Origin of the sequence: Myxococcus sp. AB036A (genome assembly GCF_006547355.1) — a bacterium.
Classification (GTDB): Bacteria; Myxococcota; Myxococcia; order Myxococcales; family Myxococcaceae; genus Myxococcus; species Myxococcus virescens.
On sequence record NZ_VHLC01000041.1, the window covers coordinates 45,575 to 72,065 of the forward strand.

Here is a 26,491-nt window from a genome sequence, read left to right on the forward strand (position 1 = left end):
CCTCCGCCCGCCGTCTATCTGAGACAGGCGCGGGACGGACTCTGTTGACCGCTCGCCATCCGCGCGCCCAGAGACATCGAGGCGCGACAGACACGTCGGGGCAGGCGGCTACATTGCGCCCCGCCCAGCACCACGCCCGTTCCGGCGTGCGCAGGCGAAAGGGAGCAACCATGGCCTTGCAGAATGATTACCAGGACGTGCTCGACGTGGCGAAGAACGTGGGCGCCAGGGTCGAGTCGCGCGAGGAGAACGGCAAGCTCATCATCAAGGGGACGGTGGACTACGCCTGGGACCGGGACCGGATGTGGGACCAGATCAAGGCCAGACATCCGAACTGGCAGAACGAGGTCATGGTCATGCTCACCGTCACGCACGAGACGCCGTACGGCCTGTACACCGTCAAGTCAGGCGACACGCTGAGCAAGCTGGCCAAGGACATCTACGGGGACATGAAGCTGTACCCGAAGATTTTCGAGGCCAACAAGGACCAGCTCAAGGACCCGGACAAGATCAAGGTCGGGCAGGTGCTGAAGCTGCCGCCCAAGTCCATCGCCAACGCCTGACATCGAGCGAGGCCAGGGGGCACCGAGACGTGCCCCCGTGGCCCCTCAAGTCAGGTGTCGCACCAGCCGGGCGGGGACGCCCGCCACGAAGCTGTTCGGCGCCACATCCTCGGTCACCACCGCTCCTGCGCCCACCACCGAGTTTTCGCCCACAGTCACGCCCGGCAATATCGTGACGGCCGCCGCAATCCAGACATTCCGCTGGAGCACGATGGGCTTCGCGACCGCGGAAGCACGCCGCAGGGCGGGCTCCAGGGGATGACTCGACGTGATGAGGTTCACCTTCGGGCCAATCATGACGTCGTCAGCGATGTCGATACCGCCGATGTCCATCAACGTGCAGCACTGGTTGATGAACACATTCCGCCCGACGCGGATGTTGACGCCATGGTCGGTATAGAACGGCGGGATGAGTGAAAACGAGCTGTCGACATTCCTGCCGGTCAGCTCACTGAAATGCGCCCTGATCTCCTCGGCATCATCGAAGGTGCGCTTGTTCAATTCCGCGGTCAGGCGCATCGCTCGCCGGATGTTGCTGAACATGACCTCTGATTCAGGGGTGCCAATCAGCACCTCCCGGGGAAGGAATGGCTTCTCGCCATGCATGGAACGGTTCTCCTGGAATTACGGCAGCCATTGAAGCGTGCGTGCCGTTGAATAGAACCCTAGCCAGTGCATCACTGAGACATCAAACAACTTGATATCCCCTGAGACACAACCGCGGGTTGTGCCGTTCCCTGGCACCCTCCTATCCCGTGCGGTACCCTCCCCTGACGACACTGGAGCAACGGAGGCGGGGCAGCGTGGATTTCGATGGGGTGCGGACCTTCATTGCCGTCGCCGACACGGGACAGTTCCAAGAGGCGGCATCAAGGCTGTCACTGACTCAGCAAGCCGTCTCGAAGCGCATCGCCGCGCTCGAAGCCAGCCTCGGGGCCCGGCTGTTCGTCCGGACGCCACGCGGCGTTCAGCTCACCATCGACGGGCAGGTGTTCCTGCCTCACGCTCGCAGCCTCCTCGAAGCGGCGGAGCGGGCAGCCGATTCCGTGCGCCCTGGCCGCCGCCGGCTCCGTGTCGACGTGGTCAAGCCGAACCTCGGGAGCGCACGCATCCTTCGGGACTTCCACAGCGCCCATCCTGAAATCGAAATCGACGTCGTCACGCATCTCTTCGACGCGAAGACCGCGTTGGCCGCTGTGCGGGCTGGGACGATTGACGCGACGTTTCGCGCCATCACCCGGCCCGCGCAGCAACTGACCGACGGCGTCGTGGCGACCCGGGTTCTCGACGACGCCGTGGAGCTCCTCACGAGCGATACGCACAGGCTCGCCACAGCGACTTCGCTGACGCCGGCCGAGCTCGCGAAGCACAAGGTCTGGATGCCCTTCATCGTCCCAGGAACAGAGTGGGCCGCCTATTACGACGAGCTCGCCGCGAGATTCGGGCTCACCATCGACACGCTCGGCCCCGACTTCGGCATCGATGCGCTCCTGGAGGTGATTGCCGGCTCCTCGAGCCTGGCCACCCTGGTCGGTGAACACATCCGGCTGGTGTGGCCGGCCGAGTACAACCTCCGCCGCCTCCCCATCCGCAACCCGATGCTCGTGTACCCACATTCCCTGGTCTGGCGTAGCGACAACGCGCACCCCGCGCTCACGAAGCTCCGCGCCTTCCTCGACGCCCGGAAGGACCGCTATCGGCATCCCAAGGCGTGGTCCCCTCCATGGACGGACCGCTGAAGACAGACACGTCGATGTGAGGCAGGTCCGAGCCCCCTACAAGCGCTCAGCGGACCTGCGCCGGCGTCGTCACAGGCTCGGGCTTCGGCAGGTCCGCGTCCTTCAGCACCTTGCCTCGCAGATGCCGCTCCGTCGCGTCCGTGTAGCCCCGGTCCACCAGCCCGCTCAAGTCGAACGGCACGCCCCGGGTGCGCTCCAGCTTCTCCGCGCGCGCTTCCAGTGTCTTGGCGGCCACCTTCTCCTCGTACCCCACGCCCACCAGGATGCGGTTCGAACTCTGCGGCACGATGAACTCATACAACTGCGTGAAGGCCACCTGCCACGTGTGCACCATGGCGTCGTAGTGACGGTTGGGCGGAAAGGCCCACACGTTGCCCACCACCGCGCCCTGGGGGCTCAGCTTCGCTCGCACCGCCGCCAGGAACTCCTGCGTGGCCAGGTGCTCGGGGATGCTGTCCGGGCCATAGGCATCCAGGAAGATGAGATCATACGCGGGCCGCTCGGCTTCGATGAAGCGCCGGCCGTCTCCGACGTGCGCGCGCAGGTGCGTGTCCTCCCGGAAGCCGAAGTAGCGCCTGGCCACCGTCACCACATCCGGATCGATGTCCACCACGTCGATGTGCGCTCGCGGCACCACCTTGCGCAGGAACATGGGCATGGCCCCGCCCCCCAGCCCCACGATGAGGATGCGCTTGGGCGCGGGCACGTAGGCCAGCCCCACCATGGAGACCTGCGTGTAGGGCAGCACCAGGTCCAGCGGCTTGCCCGGCCGGACCACGCTCTGCAGCGCCCCCGAGGCATCGAAGCCCAGGTACCGGCGCCCCTCCTCGTCCTCCGTCACCGAGATGAGGGTGTAGGGCGATTCCTTCTCGTACAGGACCTTGCGGGACGCGGAGGCCGTACATGCCAGGAACACCAGCCCCACCAGCAGCAGCCGCTGGGTCACACCGCGCATGTCCATCCCTTTCCGGTACAGAGTACCAAAAAGACAGCATTTCTCTCAGGAAAAACAACAGGTTGACGCATACGGCGCCGAGGTTCACCTTGCCGCGCATGAGCCACGTCGAGGCGTCGCTGCCGGACCATGCCCGCGCCATCATCGCCGAGGAAGAGGCCTTGCTGGCCCGTGTTCAGTCCACGCTGGAAGCCGCGCGGCGCAAGTCCGCACGCGGACAGGACGCCCAGGGACTTGTCGCCCAGTTGCAGGTGCTGCGGGACGACGCCTCCACCGCTGCCGTGGCCGACCTGCCGCACATCTTCGCGCAGATGAACCAGATGCGCGCCCTCCTGGAACGTCAGGAGGGAGTGAAGCTTCCCGACCCACAGGCCCCCTACTTCGCGCACCTGCGCCTCAATGGCGAAGGCGGCCCGCGCGACTACCTGCTGGGCCGCACCACGTTCGCGGACGTGGGCGCTGGTGTGCGCGTCATCGACTGGCGCTTCGCTCCCGTGGCCCGTGTCTTCTATTGCTACGAGGAAGGCGACGACTACGAGGAGTACTTCGGTGAGCGGCTCGCCGAGGGCAGCGTGGAGACGCGCCGGCTGGTCATCATCGAGCGCGGCGTGTTGACGCGCATCATCTCCGGCGCGCTGGTGCTGGAGCGCCTGGCGGACAGCACATGGCGCAGCGTGAACCGCGACTTCGCCACGCTCCAGTCGGGCGGCGCGGGGACGGCGGCGCGGCCGGAGTTCCTGGGCACCGGCAAGGGCGCGCGGCGCATCGAGGATGCCTTTGGCGTCACCGCCATGTTGGACGCCGAGCAGTACGAGGCCGTCAGCACCGGCCCGGACCGGCCGCTGCTGGTGCTGGGCAGCGCGGGCAGTGGAAAGACGACCGTGGCGTTGCACCGGCTGGCGAAGCTGGCCTTCGACGACCCGAAGACGTTCCCGCAGGCCCGCATGAAGCTCATCGTCCCGGAAGAAGGGCTGGCGCGGCTGTCCCGCCGGCTGCTGGCGCCGCTGGGCCTGGGCAACGTGGCCGTGCAGACGCGGGATGCCTGGTTGCTCGCCGCCGCGCGCTCCGCCTTCAACGTGCCCGGCATCAAGCTGTGGAATGACACGCCGCCGCTGGTGTCCCGCCTCAAGCGCCACCCCACCCTGCGGCGCGCGTTGGCCGCCCGGGTGGGCGTGCCAAAGACAGACGCGGGCACCACGCTGGAGCGGCTGCGCACGCGGATGGCGGACGCGTACATGGACCGGCACTTCCTGGAGAGCGTGGTCACCGCCGCCAAGGGCGAGATTCCTCGCACCGCCATCGACGAGACGCTGGAGCACACGCGCCTCCAGCTCGCCACGCCGCTGTCCAAGGCGCTCAAACACATCACCGACGCGGAGCGGCTCATCACCGTGGATGGGCGCTCCATCGAGGACGACACGCCGGACGCCATGGCCGGCACGGTGGACCTGGACGACCTGCCCGTCCTGATGTTCCTCAAGGCCCAGCACACCTCGCTGGGCCTGGAGCGGCTGGCGCACGTGGTGCTGGACGAGGCCGAGGACTTCTCCCTCTTCGAGCTCTTCGCCGTCCGCCAACTGCTGGGCAAGGGCAAGAGCTGCACGCTGGCCGGCGACGAGATGCAGCAGACGGACGCGGGCTTCGCGGGCTGGCCCGCCGTCCTCAACGAGCTCAACATCCGCGACGCCGCCACCTGCCGGCTTCAGGTCTCCTACCGGTGCCCCCAGCCCGTGGTGGAGCTGGCGCGGCAGGTGCTGGGCGCGCAGGCCCCGGAGGCCGCCGCCACCGGCCGCGCGGGCGCTCCGGTGGGCTTCCACCACTTCCCCGACGAGGCCCAGGCGCAGCTCTTCATCGGCGAGGCGCTCCGGGACCTCGTGGCCCGCGAGCCCCACGCCTCCGTGGGCGTCATCGCCAGCAGCCCCGAGTCCGCGAAGGCCATCTACCGCGTCGTCTCCGACCAGCCCTGGGCGCGGCTGGTGAGCGACGGCGAGTTCACCTTCGAGCCCGGCGTGGACGTCACCGACGTGGGCAGCGTGAAGGGCCTGGAGTTCGACTACGTCATCCTCCCGGACGTGACGGCGCGGGCCTACCCGGTGGACGACGAGTCACGCCGCCGCCTGCACGTGGCGGTGACGCGCACCTCCCATCAACTGTGGGTGGTGTCCTCCGGCGTCCGCTCGCACCTGGTCACGCCGGGTGGCGCGGCAGCTCCACGGTGAAGGTGGAGCCCTGGCCGGGCACGCTCTCCACGAGGATGCGCCCCTCCATGGCGTCCACAATCTGCTTCACGATCCACAGGCCCAGCCCCAGTCCGCCGTAGTGCCGCTCGCTGGCCAGCCGCTCGAAGCGCTGGAAGAGACGCGCGCGCCCCTCCGGCGGAATGCCCATGCCCTGGTCCTTCACCGACAACCAGGCGCGCGACGCATCCGCCCCCACCCGCACTTCAATGGGGCGGCCCCGGCCGTACTTGATGGCGTTGGAGAGCAGGTTCTGCAGCACCTGCTCCAGCCGCAGCCGGTCCCAATGGCCGGTGGCGGCGCCCTCCGCATCCAGGTGCAGCGCACAGCCCGCGCGCGCCAGGTCCTCGGTGAAGCGGGGCACCACCTCGCGGGTGAGCGCGGCCAGGTCCAGGTCCTCGCGCTCCAGCCGCAGCCGCCCCGCGGTGATGCGAGACACGTCCAGCAGCTCGCGCACCAGGCTCGACAGGCGGGAGACCTGCCGCTGCACCGCCACCACCTTCGTGGAGAGCGCCTCCGGTGGCGCGGGGCCATTGCTGGCGCGCGGGTCCATGTCGCGCCGCAACGCCTGGATGTTGAGCATGAGCGAGGTCAGCGGCGTGTTGAGCTCGTGAGACGCCACGGACAGGAACGAGTCCCGGGCGCGCACGGCCTCCTGCGCCTCCGTGTAGAGCCGGCCGTTGTCCAGCGAGGTGGCGGCGCGGCGGGCCAGGTCTTCCGCCAGCCGCACGTCCGCCTCCGTGTACCTGCGCCGGGACTCCGAATTGAGCAGCGTGAGCGCCCCCAGCACCCGGCCCCGGCTGATGAGCGGAACGATGATGTACGCGCTGATGCCCAGCGCCTCCACGGCCCGCCGGTACGCCGAGCTGCCCCCCTGGGCGGCGGCGAGCATGGCGGGAAAGTCCGGGATGAACTCGGTGACGCCGGTACGCAGCACCTTGCCGATTCCCGCCGCGTCCTCCAGGCGGATGGGATAGCGCGCCAGGAAGTCCTGCGCGGGCGCCACCATCTCCGGCTTGGAGAAGGCGACGGCGGCGCGGCGCACCTGCCCGTCCGGCATGGGGAGGTCCACCGAGCACGCGTCTCCCAGGACGGGAACGGCGAGGTGGGCCATGCGCTGCAGGATGAGGTCGTGCTCCAGGGACGACGCCAGCACCTCGCTGGCCTGGGCCAGGAAGGCCGCGTGCCGCTGCGCCCGGCGCATCTCGTCGTAGAGGGCCCGAAGCGTCGCCTCCTGCTTCTTCTCCGCGCTGATGTCTCGCGAGAACAGGACGACCCGCTCATGGACGCGAAACAGCCGTTTCACGAACCAGCGGTCCTGGGGCTCTGTGTGGCATTCGAACTCGTCGGATTCGCCCGTCCGGGCCACCTGGAGGAAGCGCTCCTGGAAGGAACGCTCCGCCCACTCCGGGTGCAGCTCCCAGAGCCTCCGGCCGAGCAGCTCCTGGCGCGGCCGGCCCAGGTGCCGCTCCAGGGAGGGATTCACATGGACACAGACCGCGTCCAGCGAGCAGACCACGACCGCTTCCGGCATCTGGTCCAGCAGGGCGGTATCCAGCCCGCTGGCGTCCGACCCGCCGTGGCTGGCGCCACCAGGGTCCTGTCCGGTCGAGAGTGAGTCCACGCGGTCGGTGTGAGAACGGGCCAAGGCGATGTACCTGCCGCTTAACATTTCCGCCGCGCCCACCCCACTGTCACGCGCCGGAAATCTGCAAGGCAGCCGACATTCTCGCCGCTCGGGGGAGACGCCCTTCCCCACCCCGAGGCATGCCGGGCGCGCCCGCGGAGGCACTGTCCGGAGATGGACAGTCTCCTCGCCCGCACGGGAGCGCGCTCAGGGCGACTGGAGGCCCTGGCGCCAGGCCTCGCGGCGGCGCTCCTGGGCTTCTCGCCGGTCCAGCGCGTCCTGCTCCTGCGCCGGCAGCTCCGCCAGCCGCGTGCGGTGCATGTTGATGCTCAGCTCGTAGAGCCCGCGGTCCCGCTCCGGCAGCACGTCACCAAACCGGGACAACACCTCGGTGGAGAAGGTGATGAAGTCCTCGGACACCTGACGGCGGTGGCCGTAGTACTCGCGAATCTGCTCCACCGTGGCATCGGCGGACAGCACCTTGCCGTAGAGCTCGTTCCAGCGGCGGGACTCCGCTTCGCGGCGCTCCAGCTCCGCCGGGTCCTGCGTGGGCGCACCCATCCGCCAGTAGAGGTTGTCGGGCAGCTTCGCGCGAATCACCTGCAGGTCCACCGGGTGCACCTTGGGCGCGTTGTCATCCGGCACTTCCTCGGGCGGCCGCGTCAGGTCCAGCGGCGGCGGCGTGGCCCGCGGAGGAGGCGGCGGCGTGCGCGCCTCGGCATGCGGCGCCATGGGCGTGGCGGCCTGCTCGATGACGGCGGGAGACTCCGGCGTCACCGGCTCCGGGTCCTGACGAAGCGCGTACACCAGCGCCGCCACCACGAGGCCCGTCGCCACGACAAGGCCGGGCAGGCCCTTCCTCCATGCATTCACGGCCATGCCGCTCCGAATACCGCGCACGGAGTGGGCGCGGCAACCTCCCACCGCGCGATAGCGCAACGCACCACATCGGATGCCGCAATGCGTCGCATCCTTGGCGCAATGCAGCACCCGCGTCCCTCTCGTCGGAAACGTGAAACAACCACAATCCTCCTGACGCGGATGCAACGCCATTGTATACACGGATTTCCCAACTAAACCCGGAGGTCCCCGAATGAAGAACCTGGTCCTGGCTGGACTCACGGCCGCCGCGCTCGTGCCCGCAGCCGCACGCGCGGAGGTGGTGATGTCCTCCATCGTCGACGTGCTGGTGGACGGTGGCAACAACTACAACTGGCAGAAGGTGGAGCTGCCAGGAACCAAGTGTGGCAATGGCTCCCAGTTCAAGTTCTGGGTACATCGCACGGGTTCGCCCAACCTGATGTTCCTGTTCGAAGGTGGCGGCGCGTGCTGGGATTACGACACGTGTAGCGGCCGCGCGGGCCTGCTGGGCGCCGCCAATCCGAACGGCATCGCCGACGACTACATCACCCAGTTCACGGCCAAGTATGTGTCGCCGCTCGTCAACGGCGCGGACCCGGGCCTGCCGGGGCGCAGCAAGACGGACCTGGTGACGAAGGGTTGGAACATCGTCTACGTGCCGTACTGCACCGGTGACGTGCACGTGGGCAACAACGTGGCCACCTACGTCGATTCGACGGGGCAGAACCCGCCGCTGACGTGGCACCACAACGGCTACAACAACACGCTGGCGGTGGCGAACTACGCGAAGACGCAGTTCCCCAACGTCCAGAAGATGCTGATGACGGGCTACAGCGCGGGTGGCACGGCGACGTCGGCCGGCTACTACTTCCTGCGCAAGGCCATCAACCCGGCGCGGGGCTACCTGCTCAACGACTCCGGCCCCATCTTCCTGGCGCCCAACGCGAACTTCCGCTCGCGCGCGCTGCACGACAAGATTCGCCAGTCGTGGGACCTGAACTCCGTCTTCTCCCTGCTGCCGGGCACGTTCAGCCAGAGCGACTTCGGCACCATCAACCGCATGGTGGCGCAGGAGTTCCCCAACGACCAGCTGGCCTACACGGGCTACTCGCGCGACTACAACTACTCGCGTTTCTCGTATGACCGCTTCCACTCGCCCAACGACAAGGAGTCCGTGCTGGGCTACTGGAAGCAGGACCAGGACGCGCTGGTCACCGAGCTGAACAAGTACAACAACTTCAGCTATTTCATCCCGCACGAGCGCGCCATCAACTCCAGCCACTGCAGCACCATCATCACCTTCATCGGCGCGCACGCCTGCCAGCAGATGGAGAAGAAGCGTTACTGGTACGAGTACCTCGAGTTCCCGTGGAGCCAGACGTACAAGTGCTACAGCGAGTTCGTGGGCATGGACACGTTCCTGTCGCGGTGGATCAACGGCAACCAGCGCGTCCGCATCTACGAGCCCGCCAACGGCTACAACGCCGAGGACCCGGGCATGCAGATTGTCGCCCCGCTCATCAACGGCGCGCTGGGCGGGTAGTCAGCCGCTGACGCCGGGCCTGGCCCGGTGACGCCACACCTGGAGCGGGACGTCGGGGATTCCCGGCGTCCCGCTTCGCCGTTTCAGGCGCCGGGCGAATGGCGCCTCCCCTGCCGCTGGCCACGCGGCCAGTGGGGCGATAGACGAAGCCACGCCATGGACAACCTCACCCACGGACTGCTCGGGCTCGCCATTGGCGCCATGCGCAAGCCCGACGTGCGCCCCGGCGCCCCGGAGCGCGCCTCCCCCACGGACCGAGCGGTGCTGGTGGCGTCGGTGCTCGCCGCGGAGCTGCCGGACCTGGACACCCTGCTGGCGCGCGGCGACGCGGTGACGGTGGCGCTCCAGGCCCACCGGGGGCTGTCCCACGCGCTCGTCGCCGCGCCGCTGGTGGCGCTCACCGCCACGCTGGCCGCCCGCGCCTGCTTCTGCGGCGCGCGGCTGGCGCCCGTGTTCCTCACCAGCCTGGCCTCCGTCGTCTTCGCGCACCTCCTGCCCGACTTGTGGACGGGCTGGGGGACGCGGGTGCTGCTGCCCTTCTCCGACAGCCGCCTGAGCCTGGACTGGACGATGGTGGTGGACCCCTGGGTGACGCTGCCGCTGCTCGGCGGAGCCATCCTGGCCTGGCGCCGGCGCGCGGACTGGCGGCGGACGCTGCTGTGGAGCGCGGCCTGCTCCGTGGCGTACGTGGGCTTCCGCGTGGCCACCTGGGCGGTGCTGACGCAGCGGGTGGAGGCGGCCTACCCCGCCGCGCAGGCGGTGCGCGTCTTTCCCCTGCCCTTCTCCGTGAGCACGTGGCGCTACGTGGCCACGCTGCCCGGTGACGTCTTCGCCGCGGGAGATGTCCCCCTGGCGGGTCCGCCCTCGGAGGCCCGGCGCGCGGAAGCCACCGGGAGCACGCTGCCGGAGCACGTGCAGGCCGTGCCGACGGTGCGCGAGGCGCTCGCATGGGCCCGCTTCCCACTCGTCCACATGGAGCCGCTGGCCGAAGGAGGCCGGAAGGTGCGCATCGCCGACCTGCGCTACCACCTGCGCGGCGAGCCAACGCTGGCCTTCGTCATCCACCTGGACGCGTCCAACGCGGTGACCCACGCGCAGTTGGAGCGCGGTGGCAGCGCCAGCGAGCTGCTGCGCAGGTGGCGGAGCGCTGACACCGCGGCGCCCTGAAGAAACACGAAGGCCCCGGCGAAAGCACGCGGCTCCCACCGGGGCCCGGACTTCAAGCCCGAGCGCCGCTCAGGTGAGGCCCGGCAGCTCCCCCGTGTAGTCGGGGTGGCCGAACGTATTCACATTCACGCCGAAGGCTCGGGCAATGGAGACCAGCAGCTTGTTGTGCGCCACGGCGCCACTCAGCCGCGTGCCGGGGCCCGCCCAGCCGCCCAGCGGGTTGGAGCCCGCGGGGCGCACGCGCAGGAAGCGGCCCATGCGGAAGCGTCCCCCCGCCCCGCCCGCGAGCACGGTGGGGACGCGCACGTTCATATGGCCGGACGCATCGCCCAGCTCGTTGCCCCAGTAGATGAGCGTGTTGTCCAGCGCGGTGCCGCTGCCCTCCGGGATGTTGGCCAACTGCGTCATCAGGTAGGCCAACTGCTCGGCGTACCAGCGCTGAATCAGCACCATCTTCCCGCGGATGGTGCTCCGGCGGGGCTCATCCTGCACGTCGAGCAGGTGGGCGATGTCGTTGTGCGTGTCCTCGTGGATGCGCAGCCAGGGCATGGACGGCCCCGGAATCGTCATGGTGACGACGCGCGTCAGGTCACACGCGAAGGCGCGCGCGATGAGGTCCATGTGCAGCCGCGTCAGCGCCGGCATGTTGTTGAGGTCCCCCAGGCCGCCCAGGCCGTAGGACGGCGGAGCGGCGCCGCCACCGCAAACGGCCTCGCCGGACTGCTGCTTGGGGAGCGGCGCCGGCTCCACGGCCAGCGCCCCCAGACGCCGCTCGATGTCGCGCAGCGCCTCCAGGTGCGTCTCCAGCTTCTGGCGCTCGGCGCCCGCCAGGCGGTTGCGCAGGCGCGTGGCGTCCTTCATCAGGAAGTCCAGCAGGCTCTTGCGGCGCGCCCGGTTGCTCGCCACCTGCGCCGGGTCGGCGGACGGCGAAGGCGCGTCACCGAAGAGGCGCTGGTACACGTTGGCCGGGTCGCGCTCGAAGGGGACGCGCGAGCCGTTCGCCGTGAAGCTGATGCTGTTGTAGACGTGCTGGCCGCCGAACTGCTCCCAGGCGTTGAGCTGCAGGGAGCGGAAGCGCGTGCCACCACCGATGTGGTTGCCCAGCACCTGGTCCAGCGAGGCGCTCTCCGGCAGGTGGTCCCCGCTGCCGGTGTTGACCTTGCTTCCGGTGAGGAACGTCACCGGGCCGCCTTCATGGCCCGTCAGGCCCTGCTCGTAGAGGACCTGGTAGTCCAGGCCGTCCAGCACCAGGAGCTTGTCCCGGTGTTCTTGGAGCGGCAAGAGCATGGAGTTGGGGAAGTCGAGCGTGAAGTTCGTCTCCGAGCCCTGGGGATTCCAGAGCTCCGGGAGGCAGCCGTGCGAGGTGAACAGGGCCACGAAGCGCAGCGGCGGCGTGGTGCCCTGGGCGTAGGCGTCAGTGGTGCCGAGCAGGTTGGCCAGGGGAAGCGCCGCCGTCGAGCCGGCCAGCGCCTGGAGCAGGGAGCGTCGGGAAAGTTCGCGGAGCATGGGGGCTACTCGGGGGAAGAGGTACGCCGGTGGACGAAGTACGGGGAGCGCACGAGGCCGACGAGCGCATCGCCCATGCGCCACTCCGGGTTGGCCCGGAACATGGACCGCATGTCGGCCAGCATGTGCTCGTCGACGGGGGTCTCGTCACGTCCCATGGCGAAGCGGAAGAGCTGGAGCGGCACGCAGTCCCCCACGTCGTCGCTGGTCGCCAGCACGCGCGCCAGCGCCGCGGCGCCCGTGAAGGGGACCGTCCCCGTGGAGAGCTCCACGGCGCCGGAGGCATCCACCGCCAGGCCGTTCTCCACCGTGCGGTGCTTGCCCAGGCCGTCGAAGTCCTCGAAGCCGAAGCCGATGGGGTCCAGGGTCCGGTGGCAGCCCGCGCACGTCGGGTTGTTGGTGTGGGCGGCGAAGCGCTCACGCGTGGTGCGGTCCAGCACCGGCTCCGGCGGGATGATGGAGATGGTCGCCGGCGGCGGCGGCACCTCGCGGCACAGCAGGCGGTGCATGATGAACTTGCCCCGGCGGATGGGCGAGCTGGAGTCGAAGAGCGCGTAGGTGGCCAGCACGCTGGCGTGGGTGAGGATGCCCGCGCGCTCGGCCGGCAGCGGCAGCCGGCCCAGCGTGCCGTCCGGCATGGAGGGCTGGGTGCCGTAGAAGTACGCCATGCGCGCGTCGGCGTAGGTGTAGTCGGCGTTGAGCAGCTCGCGGACGGAGCCGTTGCGCTCCTTCAGGATGTGGTTGATGAAGGCCCGCGTCTCCGCCTGGCTGGAGACCTTGAAGGCCGCGCTGAAGACCGGGAACACCTGGTTGTTCTTGGTGAGGTTGGCCTGGCCGGTGATGCCAATCCACTCCTCGACGAAGCGGTACAGGTGCCGCTGCGCCGCGGGGGTGGCCAGCAGCCGGCGGGCGTGCTTCTCACGCTCGTCCGGAGAGTCGAGCTGGCCCGCCTCGGCCGCGGCCAGCAGCTCCGCGTCGGCGGGGCCGGCGGTGATGGCGAAGGCCAGCGCGGTGGCGACTTCATGCGGCGTCATCCGCACCACCTGATTGGCGCCGGCACCTTCCGCGCCCAGCTCGGTGCGGTACAGGAAGGACGCCGAGGAGAAGATGCCCTGGAGCACCATGCGGGCCCCGGTGCCCGGGTCCGTCCCCCTGCTCGATTCCTGCCACAGCACCAGGAGGTCGGCGACCTCGTCGTCGGTGACGGGCCGGCGGTAGGCGTGCGAGGCAATGCCGCGGATGAACTTCTCCGCGCACTCCAGATCCGGCACACCCGCCGCGCACGTCCAGTCCGCGCGCAGTTGGACCTTGCCGTACTCCGCGAGGTTGTTCGCGGCCACGTCAATCTGGTCCGCCAGCAACGACGTGACCTGCAGCCGGTCATGGGTGGAGAACCCGAGGATGGTGTCCTCCGGCGCGAAGGCGTACGTCATCACCAGCGGCACCGTCGTGGGGAAGATGGCGTTGACGCTGTTGTCGTACTCCGCACGCGTCATGCGCCGCACACGCGTCGCCGATGCCTCGTCGACTTCAGGAGGCGTCCCCCCTGGCGGGGTTTTGTCGGAAGAACACGACGCTGCTGACAGCAGCAAGGCCGCGGAAACAGAGAAACGGAAGAGTCGCATACGCAAGGCACCCTCGGACCAGCCACCCCCAGATTGGCCCCCTCTGAAGTGCTGGCTGGCAGACGATTCTAACCGCTTCACCAACACGGTCCGTCACGATTCGAGCGCGGCGCTTCAGTGCCCCTGTGCGTCCAGGCGAGCTGCGGGATTGCGCTGGAATTGGCTCCAAACGCCAGCGAATGCAAGGATTACAGAATAAACTGGCCGCACAATCGCCTACGTTGCCACTGTTTGCCTTCTGGGTAAGAGAGGACTCTGGGTGCGCGTTCACACCGCGTTGACATCAGCGCGCGCGGTGCTCCACGCCCTTCGGACCCGCCACCACCAGGTCCGTGGTGAGGTTCAGGAACAAGCCGTGGCCCACGATTCCCGCGCGCGCGCCCAGGCTCGCGGCCAGCGCCGCGGGCGCGTCGATGGGGCCGAAGGCGCAGTCGAGCACGAGGTTGCCCTGGTCCGTGAGGAAGGGCTCGCCGCCAGCGCCCTGCCGGACGGTGACGCGCGCGCCAAGCGATTCGAGGAACCGCGCCTGGGAGCGCCAACCGAAGGACATCACCTCCACCGGCACCGGCCAGTGCGTGCCCAGCACGGGGGAGAGCTTTCCCGCGTCCACCACAATGACGACGCGCCGGCTGGCTTGCGCGACGATCTTCTCGCGCAGCAGCGCGCCACCTCCGCCCTTGATGAGGGACAGGTCCGGCGCCACTTCGTCCGCGCCGTCGAGGGTGACGTCCAGCACGGGGTGCGCGTCCAGCGTCGACACGGGCACGCCCAACGAGCGAGCCAACGCCTCCGTGGCGCGCGAGGTGGGCACGCCCACGACGTCCAGCAACCGTCCCCGCGCGCGCAGCGCGGCCAGATGCTGGACGACGAAGGCCGCGGTGCTGCCCGTGCCCAGCCCCACCACCATGCCCGGCTGGATGAAGCCGTCCACCGCCCATTCGGCGGCCGCTTGTTTGTAGCGGGCCGTCGCCGCGCCGTCGCCCTGCTGGCTCATGGCGGAAGCGTAGCGCGGCTTCGCGCGGTGGCCGCTTGCCCCCGCGCGCGATGTCCCGTGCTGGACGGCGAACGGCTCAGAGGGCCTTGGAGTTCCATCGGGGCGCCCACGGCCCTGGCTCATCCGGCAACGCGGCGCCATCCAGGAAGCGGTACAGCACCGCGTCGTAGCCCCCCGCGCTGGGGAAGCTGGACGTCTGCCCCAAGGTGTAGCCCACCAGATAGATGGCGCCGTCCTCCGCGATGGCCACGCCCTGGCCACGGTCCGCCGACGTGGAGCCCACCTGCCGGAAATCCAGCCACGTGCCGTGGATGTCGTAGGCGGCCAGGAACATGTCGGTGCTCCCGAGCGACGGTTCGCCGCCCATGGCGCCGGAGGTGAATCCCGCCAGGTAGACACGGCCCTCCTTGCTCACCGCCACGGACTGCGCGTAGTCGGTGGTCGCCGTGCCAATCTGCCGCGTCCAATGCCAGTTGCCTTGGGTGTCGTACTTCACCAGCACGGCGTCATAGGAGCCCAGGCGGGTGCTCCCCTCCAGCGCGCCCGACGTGTAGCCCGACACATAGACGCCGCCGTCGTCCGCCACCGCGACGCCGGTGCCGAACTCGTCATGCGAGGAGCCGAGCTGGCGAACCCACTGCGGCTCGCCCAGGATGTTGTACTTCGTCAGGAACAGGTCCACCGTGTTGCCCGGGTTCGTCACGCCGTCGAGGCTGCCGTAGGTGTAGCCCGTGACGTAGATGTCCTCGTTGGGGCTCACGGCCACGCCCAGCGCCACGTCGCTGCGCGCGGAGCCGAACTGGCGCAGCCAGTAGGGATTGCCGCCCGTGTCGAACTTGGCCACCACCACGTCGTAGTTGCCTTGCGGCGCCGAGCCATCGAAGCGCCCCAGTGAGTAGCCACTGACGAAGACGACGTCATGCGACGCCAGCCGTGTGGCGGCGATGCCCGTGGCGTAGTCATCCGTGGCGGTGCCGAACTGCCGGACCCACTGGAAAGCCCCCTTCTCGTCGTACTTCGCCACGAACAAGTCCGTGCCGCCGGCGTTCTCGTAGAAGCTGAAGCTGCCCCACGTGTAGCCCGCGACGTAGACGTTGCCGGCTTCATCCGCGGACACCGCGAGCGCGCGGTCATTCGCGGACGTTCCCAGCTGCCGCGTCCACAGCAGCGCGCCCGAGGCGTCGTACTTCGAAACGTAGGCGTCCTGCCCCCCCGCCGAGGGCTCCGCGTCGAGCTGCCCGCTGGTGTAGCCCGCCGTATAGACGGCGTTGCCGGAGGTGGTGACGGCCTGTGCCAGCTCGTCCTGCGGGCCGCCGGACTGGTGCACCCAACTGGTGACCTGCTGCAACGGAGGCGCCTTTGCGATTGAGGCCCCGGGAAGACTCAGCAGCACCCATCCACCCAGGACTCCGCACGCGCTCCACCGCTGCCAACCACGAACCATGGGCGACTCCTCGGGATGAAAATCTCTGCCCGCACTCTACGCAGCCAGCAGGCGTTGAGAATCCCGAACGACGACGTCCCCGGTAGGGAAACATGTGACGCGGCGTGTTGGCACCGCGTCACTTGAGACTGCGCGTGAAACACAAACCCGGCTATTCCGGATTAGAGGTTCCAGGTCCCGCGAACTCCGAGCATGAGCAAGCCATAGGGGCCATCGCCCACCTGCTCCAGCGGCGTCTCCTGCGTGAGATTGATGGCGGGGATGTTCACCGTCGAGGTGCCGCTGCGCGTGGTGTAGCGAGCATACGTGCCCGTCAGGTACGGGCCGAACGACAGCGAATCCGACAGCCGCCACTTGCCGCCCAGGGTCAGGTTCACGAACTCAGGGCCGCGCGACTGGCTGTCAATCTCCACCGTTCCGGGCGCGGGCTGGGTGATGGGACCGGAGACCTTGTTGTTGAGCAGGACCATGCCCACGCCCAGCCCCACGAAGGGGTCGAACGAGGCGTCCGGCGCGAAGTGATACTGCACGTGGGGACCGAAGCGGATTTGCGACGTGGAGCAGTCGTAGCCTTCCGGGCACGTGTACGGGTTCGTCTTCGTCAGCACGTGCGAGTACTGGCCGAACGCGCCCACGTACCAGCGCGAGTTGACGCGGTAGCCCGCCTCCAACAGGAAGGCGATGCCCCCATTGGCCGCGTCGCTGAGCTTCAGGTCGCGGACCTGCCGGTCCAGCCCCGCCCCCTCCCGGTAGACGTAGCCAGCGCCCACCTGGAAGCCGACCCCCACGGTGAGCTCCAGGCCACTGCGCTCATCCCGCGCGGAGGACTCCAGCGCCTGCGCCTCCTCCTGCGCGCTCGCGCTCGTGGAGGCCAGCAGTGACACCACAGCCAGGGCCCTAGACAGCTTTCCCGTCATATTCCCCTCCGTCGAGGTGGGTGCTCTCGGAGCACCTCACTGTGAGGGACTGTAGGGCGGCTCTCACACCCGGCATAGGGCGCGCAGCGTCATGCGTCATGAAGCAGCCAGTCCAGCGCAGAGGACGCGGCACGAACACAGAGAACTGCCTGTATCTGTCTGAAGATTGCACAATGTCGGGCATGAACGTCACGTTGGAGCATGCCCGCGCCCTGGACGCCCTCGCCCGCCATGGCACCTTCACCGCCGCGGCGGAGGCCCTGCGAAAGGGACACACGGCGGTGATGTACGCGCTGCGCACGCTCGAGGCGCAGACGGAGCTGACGCTGCTCGACCGGCGCGGCTACCGCACCCGGCTGACGCCCGCCGGGGAACGGATTCTGGAGCACTGCCGCAAGCTGCTGGCCGCCGAGCGCGAGCTGGAGGCCGCGTGCGCGGAGATTCGCGCCGGCTGGGAGCCCGCGCTGCGCATCGTCTTCGACGGCATCTTCCCCGCCGAGCCCCTGCTGCGCGTGCTGAAGGAATTGCGCGCCGAGGGCGCCAGCACCCGCTTCCACGTCTCCGCGGAGTTCCTCTCCGGCGTGGAAGCGGCCTTCGTGCGCGAGGAGGCGAACCTGATGGTGACGCTGCTGCCGCCCACCGTGCCGGGCCTGCGCACGTACCGCCTGCCGGAGCTCAAGGCCATCCTGGTGGCCCACCGGGGCCATCCCCTGGCCCGGCGGCGGGGACCGCTGAAGGACGAGGACCTGGCCGAGCACCTGGTACTCACGGTGCGCGGCTCGGACCCGCGGCTCCAGCTCAGCACCGGCGAGCTGGAGGCACGCTCCACGGTGCATCTCAATGACTTCGCGGCGAAGAAGGCGGCCATCCTGGAGGGGCTGGGCTTCGGGTGGCTGCCCGAATACATGGCCACCCGCGAGCTGCGCCGGGGCGAGCTGAAGGCCCTGAAGCTGGCGGGTGACGCCACCCACGCGTTCCGCCCCCAACTCCACCACCACGCGGACATCCCCCTGGGACGGGCCGCCCGCCGAATCGTGCAAGCGCTCACGGAGGCGGAATCCTCCCCTTGAGTGCGCCTGGAATCAGCTCAGGGTGCGCGTGCTAGCTTCGCGCGCATCATGAAAGGCAGTGACCTCCGAGAAGGCGTCGTTCGCGTGTTGAGCCGGGATCGGCAGCGCGTCCTCGGGACAGGGTTCCTCGTCACCGAGCGCCTGGTGGTGACGTGCTGGCACGTGCTCGACACGCTCAGCGACACCGAGCGTGACGCCATCTGCCTGGAGGTCCTGCAGAGCCACGAGAAGGCCACGGCGCGGCTGCGGCTCGATGCATCGAGCCCCACGGAGGTGGCGGACCTCGCGGTGCTGACGCTGACGCGCCCGCTCCGAGGGCCGTTCACGCCGCTGCCCCTGGGCAGTGTGGAGCGGAGCGCGGACCACCGCTTCGCCACGTTCGGATTTCCACGGGGCTTCGATGACACGGGCACGTGGGCCCGCGGCACCATCGGCTATGCGACGGGGGACGGCGACTTTCGCAAGCTGCTGCTGCACGGCTCGGACATCCGGGAGGGCTTCAGCGGCGCGCCCCTCTTCGATGAGCAGACGCGGCGCGTGGTGGGTGTGGTGCGCTTCAAGGCCGTGGCCTCGGAGGCGCGGGAGGCGTACGCGACGCCCACGGAGCAACTGCTCGCGCGCTGTCCGGAGCTGAGTGCTTCGGAGGACTGCCCCTACCGGGACCTGGCGTCATTCCGTGAATCGGACGCGCGGTTCTGGAAGGGACGCGGGCGGGTGCTGGACGAACAGCTGCTGCCGCTGCTCGCGAGGCTGCCCCGATTCGTGGAGGTCTCCGGACCTTCGGGCAGTGGCAAGTCGTCGTTGCTCCACGCGGGGCTGATTCCCGCGCTGCGGGACGGAACGTTCATTCCGGGCAGCCAGCACTGGGACGTCCGGGCCCTGCGCCCGGGGTTGGACCCGTTCGCCGCGCTGGATGGCGCGGGACTGCCCGCTGGAGAGGGGTTGGTCGCGCGCGTCCAGGCGTGGCGGGCCGCGAATCCGGAGCCAGGGAAGCGGCTGGTGCTGGTCATCGACTCGTTGGAGGACGTGCTCCTTCGTGGAAGCAGCGCGGAGCTAGCGCAACATCAACGATTCCTCCAGCAGCTCTCCGCGCTCGCGGATGAGTCGTTGCCCGTGACGTGCGTGGTGGCGCTGCGCGAGGGCTTCGACGCGGTGCTGTCCGAGCGCGCGCCGAGGCTGCGCACCTTGCTCGGTGAGCACCGGGTGCAGGTGCCATCGGTGCTGACGCCCTCGGAGCTGCGGGACATCATCGCCGGCCCGGCCCGGGAGGTGGGCCTGCGCTTCGACCCACCCGAGGTGGTGGACTCCATCGCCCTGGCCGCGCAGGAGGAGTTCCGCGTGGAGTCCGGCGCGGGCGCTCGCGTCACCGTGCTTCCGTTGCTGGAGGTCGCGCTGACGCAGCTATGGCAGGCGTCGCGGGATGGCGCGATGACCCTGGAGGCCTTCAACGCCAGCGCGGGGCTGCTCGGTTCGCTGGCGCGCTGGGCGGACAGCGTCTACGAACCGCTGAAGCCCTCGGAACGCCTGTTGGCGGACCGGCTGTTGCTGGAGCTGGTGCAGTTGGGTGAGGCGGACAGCGGCCTGGAGGACAAGGGCCGCCGAGTGCCGCTGGAGGTGCTGCGCGGGCGCCTGGGTGAGCAGGCCGAGGTGGACGCGGTGCTCCAGGTGCTCGTCAACGGACGGCTCCTGGTGACGGCCCAGGACGGGCACCGGCAGCGGGAGACGGTGGAGCTGATTCACGACGCGCTCCTCACGCACTGGCAGCGCTTCGTGAAGCTGCGCACCGAGGACCGGGCCTTCCGCCGCTGGCACGAAGCCGTGCAGGCCGACGCGGAGCGCTGGTGGGAAGCGGAGCGCGCTCAGCAGCGCCAGGAGGCCGAGCACCGGCTGCTGCGAGGCGAGGCGCTCACCCACGCGCAGGCGATGGTCACGCGCCATCCGCACCCAACGAGCGCGCGGGTCCAACGGTACGTCCTGCGCGGCCAGGAAGCGGAGCGGAGCCGGTACGGGCGGACACGGCGAAACCTGTGGCTCGCCCTGGGTGCCTCCATCAGCGCGCTGCTGGGCGTGAGCGGGTTCTACCTCCGGGCGGTGGATTCCGAGCAGCAGGCCGTGGCCGCGAAGGATGCGGCTGAGATTGCCGTGGCCGCCGAGGCCGCGACCTCGAAACAGCTCTCCTTGCAGTTGCGCATCTCCCAAGCCGATTCCGTGGTGAGCCTGTCGCGCAGCCCTGGCCGCGAGGTGGAGGCACTCACGCAGGCCATCCAACTCGCGGGAAGCCCGCCGGCAGGCGCGGACGCAGCCCAGGACGAAGTGACCGAAGCGCTGACCGAGGCCATCGCCGCCTTCCTCTACTCGGCCCCCTTGTCCACGGAGCTCGAGGCGCGCACCGTCGGCGCGTTCTCTCCAGACTCACGTCATCTCCTCACACGAGGCGTCGTGCTGACTCCGTCCATGCGGTTCGTCAGCCGGCTCTGGGACGTCCGCACCGCCAGCCTGCTGCGCGAGTTCGAGTCCGTCGACCTGTGCCCGAAGGGCGCGCTCGTGGAATGCACGGACGCGCTGTACGCCGACATTTCAGGGGAGGACACCCACGCCTTTGGCTTCTCTCCCGGGGATGGAACGCTTTGGCTGGGAGGGCGCCGAGGCACCCTGTTCAGGTGGAGCCACCAGGGCGCTGTGCCCTCCATTCCGGATGCCCACCAGGACAGGATTACAGCCATTTCGTTCTCGGACAGCGGCGACCGCGTGCTGTCCGCCAGTCGCGACCGAAGGGTGAAGCTCTGGGATGCGAACACCGGACGGACATTGCGCGAGCTGACCTTCCAGGAGCCCTGCACCCAGGCCGTGCTGTCGGGCGACTCACGTTACGCATGGGTGGGCGGTGAAGAACTGACGTGCCTCTACGACCTGACCTCCGATGCGCGCCTCATCCGGTGCATCACGACGCATGACCCGGGCCCCTCGGTCGCCTTCTCCCCTTCGAGCAGGCTTGCCGTGCTCGGAGACCGGCGCGGCGAAGTCAGCCTCCGTCTGCTGGAGCTGCCCTCTGGCCGGGACCTTCATCGCCCGCTCACGAAACTCGAAGGGCACGCGCTCATGCCGTCCTTCGAAGACGAATGCAGCCTCTCGGCCTTCGACGACATCTTCTCCTCGGCGCTCACCGTGCGCTTCTGTGACAGAGGGCCTGGCAACGCCACCGGAAGCGCGGCATCCCCGCGGATGCGAACACGCTGGACGCCCATTCCCCTCCATGGGCGCCTCTTCGAGAACGGGCGGCGCGCCGTCGAGTTCGCCGAAAATCCCGTGGGCGCCCATCCCTTCATCCGGGTTCCGCAGGCAACCCTGCGCTGGATGTTTCGCCAGGGGCCTTTGGAATCCCGGGCGGAGCGGGCCCTGAGCGCGCCGGATGGACGCACGCTCCTCGTCCAGGCCGAACCCGGCCTCACGCGGAAGAACATCGATATCTCCACCTGGAGCGAGTACGTGCCGGGCGGCTTCGCCGTGTCCAGGGACCTGCGTTGGATGGCGGTGAGGGAGCCGCAAAGCGGCCAGCTCTCGCTCGTCGACAGGGAGACCTCGAGCCAGACAGCACTGGGCGCGTGTGACGTCGAAGGCGTGTATCCGCCCCTGGAGGGCGCCTTCTCTCACGACGGCCAGTTCCTCGCCGTCCGCTGCGGCGTGAAGGTCTGGTTCTGGGACGTGGCGCAGGCGAACCTTGGACCGCGCACACAGCCGCCGCCCATCGAAGCAGGAATCAACCTGACCTCGCTCCCCGCGCACTGGCGATGGCGGCACGTCACCCCCACGGAGGACCCCGCCATCGAGAGCTTCCTGGCGTCGCCTCGCACCCGTGCGCACCTCCAACGGACCGAGGTGCCTGGCGAGGGCGCGTGTCAGACGCAGAGGACGTTCTCCCAGAGCGCCCTCGTCGAGTTCGCCCCCAGCGGCAGGTACTTCGCGATTGAGGACGAACGCTCCGTCTACCTGGGCTCCGCCCGAGACTGCCGACTGACGCGGGAGGCGCCTCTGGCCACCGCTGCGATGACATCCCAGGGCGCCTCGTTTTCACCGGACGGCGAGCGTTTCGTCACCCTCTCCAACGTGCCCGAGTCCTCCGCGCTCTGGGAAAGCGCCACGGGGACGAGGCTGGCGCCACTGCCCACGAGCCTGGGAGCCGCCGTCATGGCGTTCTCACCGGACTCCAAGTACTTCGCGGTCGCCAACCATCCCGACGTCTATTGGATGGGACAGGCCTACCTCTTCGACGCCACCAACGGCGAGAAGAAGCCCCTGGCGGCCATCGACGGGAAGGTCAAGGCGCTCTCCTTCTCTCCTGATACGTCCCGGCTCGTCGCGGTGACAGACGATGCCATCCACCTCTTCGACCCGAACTCAGGCGCGCTCGTGCGCAGAATCGACGTGAGCACGGATAGCCACGTGAAGGTCCGCCATGCACAAGCGCGCTTCGGTGTCTCGGACACGGCGGGCAAGGTCCACTTCTGGCGAACCTCCGATGGCCGGCACGTGGCCGAGTTGCACCAGGGCTACCGCTCCGGCCTGGAGATGGTGCCCGATGAGATGGGCACGCGCATCGCCACCCTCGACTCGGACGGAGCCTATGTCTTCTCGCTCCGGCCGGACGACCTGCTGCGACAGGCCTGCACGCTCATGCGCGGACGGCGAGAGTACGCACCGGTCCAGTCCATTTGCGACACCTTCCTTGTCCCAGCGGCCCCCCTGGCGGGCCTGCCGACGCCGTGAGGCACGACGTCTCCATGAGCGCCACCCAGCAAGGCCGTGAGCCGTTGCACCGAGCACGCCGCACCCTCCGCGACCTGTCGAAGGTCCGCGAGGCACTGCACCCTGAGGGCGTGGAGGCGCTCGTCGCCACACACTTTCCCCCTTCCTGGCGCGTGCCCACCTCCGTCGTCGGCAAGGTGACTGCCGACGCTCTGCGCGACGAACTCCGTGACTTGCTGACGACGGGCGCGCAGGTCCTCGCACGGCTGGAGCATTCAGGGGAGGACACGCCCCTCTCCGAAACCGAGCGGACGGCGCTGGAAACGGTCGTCGCCTTCTTCGGGCGCCCTGCCCTCGCCATCCGGAACGGCAGCTTCGGTGCGCCGCCCGTGGGGTGGGAGATGTTGGAGCAACACCGCGAGCACATCGAGCGGACCATCGACGCCACCGGGCGCATCGAACTGGCCGGAAGCGGCATGCTCGGCACGGGCTTCCTGGTGACCGATGAGCTGGTGATGACCAACCGTCACGTCGCGCAGCACTTCTGCCGACAGGCGACGGACAAGTGGGTGCTGCGGCTCGGCGTGGTGCCTCGGGTGGATTGGCTGGGGGAGCACCTGCGCGATGCCCAGGCCACCTTCCCCATCCAAGGCGTCGCGGCGGTTCACACCGTGCATGACCTGGCGCTGCTGCGACTGGGCGCTCCCAAGGGGGCGGTGCTGCGTCCCGCCCCGCTGCGGCTCGCCAACCAAGCACCGGACGCGACGGACTCCCGCGCCTTGTACTGCGTGGGCTACCCGATGAAGGACCACAGTCGGACGCCGCCCGAGGTGCTGCTGCGCATCTTCGCGGATGCCTTCGGCGTGAAGCGACTCCAGCCAGGAGAGCTGCTCTCGCTCGACCCGGCCCGGCAGCAGCTCTCCCATGACTGCTCCACGTTGGGAGGCAGCTCCGGCTCGCCCATCGTCGATTTGGAGACGCACGCGGTGCTCGGCCTGCACTTCGGTGGCACCCGGCAGGAGAACCACGCCGTCGCGCTGTGGCAACTGGCGGACGACCCGCTGCTGAGCCGCGCTGGCGTCCGCTTCGCCACGCCGTGAGGGCCGTTACTGCGTCACCACGCCGCAGTCGCCCGTCATGTTCGTGGCCGGCTGTCCATTCACCGTGTTGCCAGTGAAGACGTTGTCGCGGGTGATGACCAGCTCCCCCGTATTCGACCCGCGGTTGCAGGTGATGACACCTCCGGCCCCGCCCCGGTTGTTCACGAAGCGGTTGCCTCGCATGACGACGGTCCGCGACCCGCCGATGTCCTCCAACTGGACGGCCGCGCCGGGGCCCAGCGGGATGAAGTTGCCGTCGAACACGTTGCCCTCCAGCAGGTCATTGTCCGGCTGGAAGTAGTGGATGGCGGCACCACCGCCCAGGTCAAAGATGCCCTGGGGGTTGGGCCACGTGAGGATGGGCCGGTCCCAGAGGTCGCTCGTCAGCGAGCCGCCGAAGGCCTGCACGAAGTTGCCCCGGAACGTGTTGCCGCGCAGCACCGTGTTGCGACCATGGGTGATGCACACCGCTCCACCGCCGGCCATCGAAGAGGTGCCCGGCTGTGCGAAGCGGTCGATTTCACGGATGCGGTTGTTCTCGAAGACGGTGTTCTCCACCCGCGAGCCGTCGGTGAACATCAGGTCCAACGCGCCGCAGTTGGCGGAAGACTCGTTGTCACGGAACACCGAGTCCGTAATCGTCACCGCCCCCGGGTAGTAGACCCACAGCGCGCCACGGGTCCAATCGCGGTCGCTGTTGTATTGGTTCTTGCGCACCTTCTCGAAAATCATGTGCTCGAACACCGGGTCGCCCGAGCCCACGGAGTTGGCGCCGTAGAAGTTCATCCCCCACCAGCCATGGGGGTTGGTGGACGTCAGCAGCACGGGCGCATCCGCTGTTCCCCGGACCTGGATGGCGCCGTACACGCGGACCTCCACGCGGCCCGCCTGGTGGTTCATCACATTGTCGGGGGCGTCCGAATCCACGTCCCGCTCCGTCACCTCCGGCCGGCCACGGAAGTCCAGGATGACGCCCGGCCCCACCGTCAGCACCTGCCCGTGGGGAATGGTGACGACCCCGTTTGAATCCCCCTCCACCCGGTACGGCGAGCCCTCCACCGTGAGCCGTCCCGTCAACGTCCCCCTGACAATCGTGCCGCCATCCTCGGGGACCTCGATGTCCGGACCCGCGTCCGGCGTGCCCGCATCGGTGCCACTGTCCGGCGTGCCCGCGTCACCGTCATTGCCCGCATCCGTGCCGCTGTCCGGCGTGCCTGAGTCCGCGCCGCCGTCCGGCACGCCCGCGTCGTCTCCGGGAACGGGCCTGTCATCCGGCCCCGACGAACAGGCAACGAGCACCAGGACCACGGGTAGCGCGAACAGCGAGCGCGGGAAGCGGGAGGCTCTCATGCCCCGTCGCGCTAACACGCGCTGCTGGCGGCTCGCAAACCAGGGCCGGACGCCCCGGGGACTCATCGCTGGGAGGGACGCGGGTGCCCTGTTACAAGCGCGGGCATGGCGAAAGACGTCCTCGTTCTCTCATACTCGGGCTGTGGCACCTGCAAGAAGGCGCTGAAGTGGTTGCAGGAGCAAGGTATTGCCCACCAGGTGCGCCCCATCGTCGAGATGCCGCCGACCGTGGCGGAGCTGAAGCAATGGATTGCTCGCAGCGGTGTCTCCGTCCGCAAATGGCTCAACACCAGCGGCCAGAGCTACCGCGCGCTCGGCAAGGCGAAGGTGGATGCCGCCAGCGACGCGGAGCTGGTCGAGTGGCTGGCCGCGGATGGGAAGCTGGTGAAGCGCCCCGTGCTCGTCACCGGTGACACCGTCCTCGTCGGCTTCAAGCCCGAGGCCTACGAGCAGCACTTCGCCTCGCGCGGCTGAGCCCCGCCAGCAAGGCAGGCGACCTGGCGAGCCCACGGCGGGCCGCCTCTCGCCGACCGGGGCGTCGAGTGAAGACTTCATGTCTTCTCATGGAGACCGGCTCACGACGTCCGCTCGGCGAGATTCTCCTGGAACAGGGAGTGCTCAACCGCGCTCAGCTCCGGGTGGGATTGGTGCATCACCATGAGGTGCATGTCCCGCTCGGGCGGGCGCTGGTGCGAGAGGGACTCTGCTCCGAAGCCGACGTGCTCCGCGGACTCGCCGAGCAGTTCGGCGTGGACGCGGTGGACCTGGAACGGACCCCGCCAGACGCCAGGCTGCTGAACCACATCCCCGCTCGCGTGGCGCGCCAGTATCGGGTCGTCCCGCTGCGCGTCGAAAAGGTGCTGCTGGACCAGGGTGAGCGGGAAGTGCTCCACATCGCGCTGCCCGCCCCCGTGTCGCTGGATGCGGTGGACGCCGTCCGCGCTGTGTCCGGAATGCCACGTGTCGAAGCGCACATCGCCTCGGATGCGGCGCTGGCCCGCGCGCTGTCCGACCTCTATGGCATCGAGACGCCCGCCGAGCCGCCCCCTC

General features: G+C 69.0%; 19 protein-coding genes and 1 pseudogene. 10 read left to right on the forward strand and 10 right to left on the reverse strand.

From position 1 onward, the window contains the following. The first annotated feature begins 170 nt into the window (after positions 1-170). A complete protein-coding gene (locus FL344_RS18150) occupies positions 171-563 on the forward strand; it encodes a LysM peptidoglycan-binding domain-containing protein (RefSeq protein WP_141591872.1) in 393 nt (130 codons plus the stop codon). A gap of 45 nt (positions 564-608) precedes the next feature. Here FL344_RS18150 and FL344_RS18155 read toward each other — a convergent pair whose 3' ends face one another. Next, the gene (locus tag FL344_RS18155) at positions 609-1,169 is read right to left on the reverse strand and encodes a sugar O-acetyltransferase (protein ID WP_141619413.1); all 561 of its coding nucleotides are present in this window, start codon (positions 1,167-1,169) and stop codon (positions 609-611) included. Between the two features lie 197 nt (positions 1,170-1,366). Between FL344_RS18155 and FL344_RS18160 the strand changes: the two genes are divergently transcribed. Beyond that, positions 1,367-2,302 carry a LysR family transcriptional regulator gene (locus FL344_RS18160; RefSeq protein WP_141619414.1) on the forward strand — a complete coding sequence of 312 codons (936 nt, stop codon included), beginning with the start codon at positions 1,367-1,369 and terminating at the stop codon, positions 2,300-2,302. A 46-nt stretch (positions 2,303-2,348) separates the two neighbouring features. On the opposite strand, the gene FL344_RS18165 is transcribed toward FL344_RS18160, so the two are convergent. Continuing rightward, positions 2,349-3,263 (reverse strand): fused MFS/spermidine synthase, encoded by a 915-nt coding sequence (locus FL344_RS18165; RefSeq protein ID WP_141619415.1) that lies wholly within the window; start codon positions 3,261-3,263, stop codon positions 2,349-2,351. A 92-nt stretch (positions 3,264-3,355) separates the two neighbouring features. On the opposite strand from FL344_RS18165, the gene FL344_RS18170 reads away from it, so the two are divergent. Further along, the gene (locus FL344_RS18170) at positions 3,356-5,476 is read left to right on the forward strand and encodes an ATP-binding domain-containing protein (protein WP_141619416.1); all 2,121 of its coding nucleotides are present in this window, start codon (positions 3,356-3,358) and stop codon (positions 5,474-5,476) included. On the opposite strand, the gene FL344_RS18175 is transcribed toward FL344_RS18170, so the two are convergent. Next, positions 5,445-7,166: a PAS domain-containing sensor histidine kinase gene (locus tag FL344_RS18175; RefSeq protein ID WP_368667439.1), complete on the reverse strand. Its 1,722-nt coding sequence runs from the start codon at positions 7,164-7,166 to the stop codon at positions 5,445-5,447. The genes FL344_RS18170 and FL344_RS18175 overlap by 32 nt on opposite strands. 162 nt (positions 7,167-7,328) lie before the next feature. Further along, a complete protein-coding gene (locus FL344_RS18180; RefSeq protein WP_141619418.1) occupies positions 7,329-8,000 on the reverse strand; it encodes a hypothetical protein in 672 nt (223 codons plus the stop codon). A 214-nt stretch (positions 8,001-8,214) separates the two neighbouring features. Here FL344_RS18180 and FL344_RS18185 point away from each other — a divergent pair, with 214 nt between their 5' ends. Both FL344_RS18185 and FL344_RS18190 read left to right on the forward strand, forming a co-directional pair. Continuing rightward, a complete protein-coding gene (locus FL344_RS18185) occupies positions 8,215-9,525 on the forward strand; it encodes a pectin acetylesterase-family hydrolase (protein WP_141591865.1) in 1,311 nt (436 codons plus the stop codon). Positions 9,526-9,681: 156 nt separating this feature from the next. Then, a complete protein-coding gene (locus tag FL344_RS18190; RefSeq protein WP_141619419.1) occupies positions 9,682-10,692 on the forward strand; it encodes a metal-dependent hydrolase in 1,011 nt (336 codons plus the stop codon). Between the two features lie 69 nt (positions 10,693-10,761). Here FL344_RS18190 and FL344_RS18195 read toward each other — a convergent pair whose 3' ends face one another. The 5 genes from FL344_RS18195 to FL344_RS18215 all read right to left on the reverse strand — a co-directional run bounded on the left by FL344_RS18195 (position 10,762) and on the right by FL344_RS18215 (position 17,178). Then, a complete protein-coding gene (locus FL344_RS18195; protein ID WP_141619420.1) occupies positions 10,762-12,198 on the reverse strand; it encodes a DUF1552 domain-containing protein in 1,437 nt (478 codons plus the stop codon). A 5-nt stretch (positions 12,199-12,203) separates the two neighbouring features. Next, on the reverse strand, positions 12,204-13,910 hold the full coding sequence (locus FL344_RS18200; RefSeq protein ID WP_141619421.1) for a DUF1592 domain-containing protein: 1,707 nt from the start codon (positions 13,908-13,910) through the stop codon (positions 12,204-12,206). A 196-nt stretch (positions 13,911-14,106) separates the two neighbouring features. Further along, the gene (gene rpiA / locus FL344_RS18205) at positions 14,107-14,817 is read right to left on the reverse strand and encodes a ribose-5-phosphate isomerase RpiA (protein ID WP_141619422.1); all 711 of its coding nucleotides are present in this window, start codon (positions 14,815-14,817) and stop codon (positions 14,107-14,109) included. A gap of 76 nt (positions 14,818-14,893) precedes the next feature. After that, positions 14,894-16,261, reverse strand: a complete 1,368-nt coding sequence (locus tag FL344_RS18210) for an SBBP repeat-containing protein (protein WP_228565158.1) — start codon at positions 16,259-16,261, stop codon at positions 14,894-14,896. 161 nt (positions 16,262-16,422) lie between these two features. Continuing rightward, on the reverse strand, positions 16,423-17,178 hold the full coding sequence (locus FL344_RS18215) for an outer membrane beta-barrel protein (protein WP_141619423.1): 756 nt from the start codon (positions 17,176-17,178) through the stop codon (positions 16,423-16,425). Positions 17,179-17,360: 182 nt separating this feature from the next. On the opposite strand from FL344_RS18215, the gene FL344_RS18220 reads away from it, so the two are divergent. From FL344_RS18220 to FL344_RS18230, 3 genes are read left to right on the forward strand one after another with little or no spacing between them, the layout of a single operon-like run. Further along, complete coding sequence (locus FL344_RS18220; protein ID WP_228565159.1) at positions 17,361-18,248, forward strand: LysR family transcriptional regulator; 888 nt, start codon at positions 17,361-17,363, stop codon at positions 18,246-18,248. A gap of 48 nt (positions 18,249-18,296) precedes the next feature. Then, the gene (locus tag FL344_RS18225; protein ID WP_228565160.1) at positions 18,297-23,012 is read left to right on the forward strand and encodes a trypsin-like peptidase domain-containing protein; all 4,716 of its coding nucleotides are present in this window, start codon (positions 18,297-18,299) and stop codon (positions 23,010-23,012) included. A gap of 14 nt (positions 23,013-23,026) precedes the next feature. Continuing rightward, positions 23,027-24,091 carry a serine protease gene (locus tag FL344_RS18230; RefSeq protein WP_141619426.1) on the forward strand — a complete coding sequence of 355 codons (1,065 nt, stop codon included), beginning with the start codon at positions 23,027-23,029 and terminating at the stop codon, positions 24,089-24,091. 6 nt (positions 24,092-24,097) lie between these two features. On the opposite strand, the gene FL344_RS18235 is transcribed toward FL344_RS18230, so the two are convergent. Next, the gene (locus FL344_RS18235; RefSeq protein ID WP_141619427.1) at positions 24,098-25,441 is read right to left on the reverse strand and encodes a right-handed parallel beta-helix repeat-containing protein; all 1,344 of its coding nucleotides are present in this window, start codon (positions 25,439-25,441) and stop codon (positions 24,098-24,100) included. 105 nt (positions 25,442-25,546) lie between these two features. Between FL344_RS18235 and FL344_RS18240 the strand changes: the two genes are divergently transcribed. Together FL344_RS18240 and FL344_RS18245 are read left to right on the forward strand one after the other, a co-directional pair. Then, positions 25,547-25,915 (forward strand): arsenate reductase family protein, encoded by a 369-nt coding sequence (locus FL344_RS18240; RefSeq protein ID WP_011555454.1) that lies wholly within the window; start codon positions 25,547-25,549, stop codon positions 25,913-25,915. Between the two features lie 89 nt (positions 25,916-26,004). Further along, a pseudogene (locus FL344_RS18245) lies at positions 26,005-26,491 on the forward strand (hypothetical protein); the annotation flags it as partial.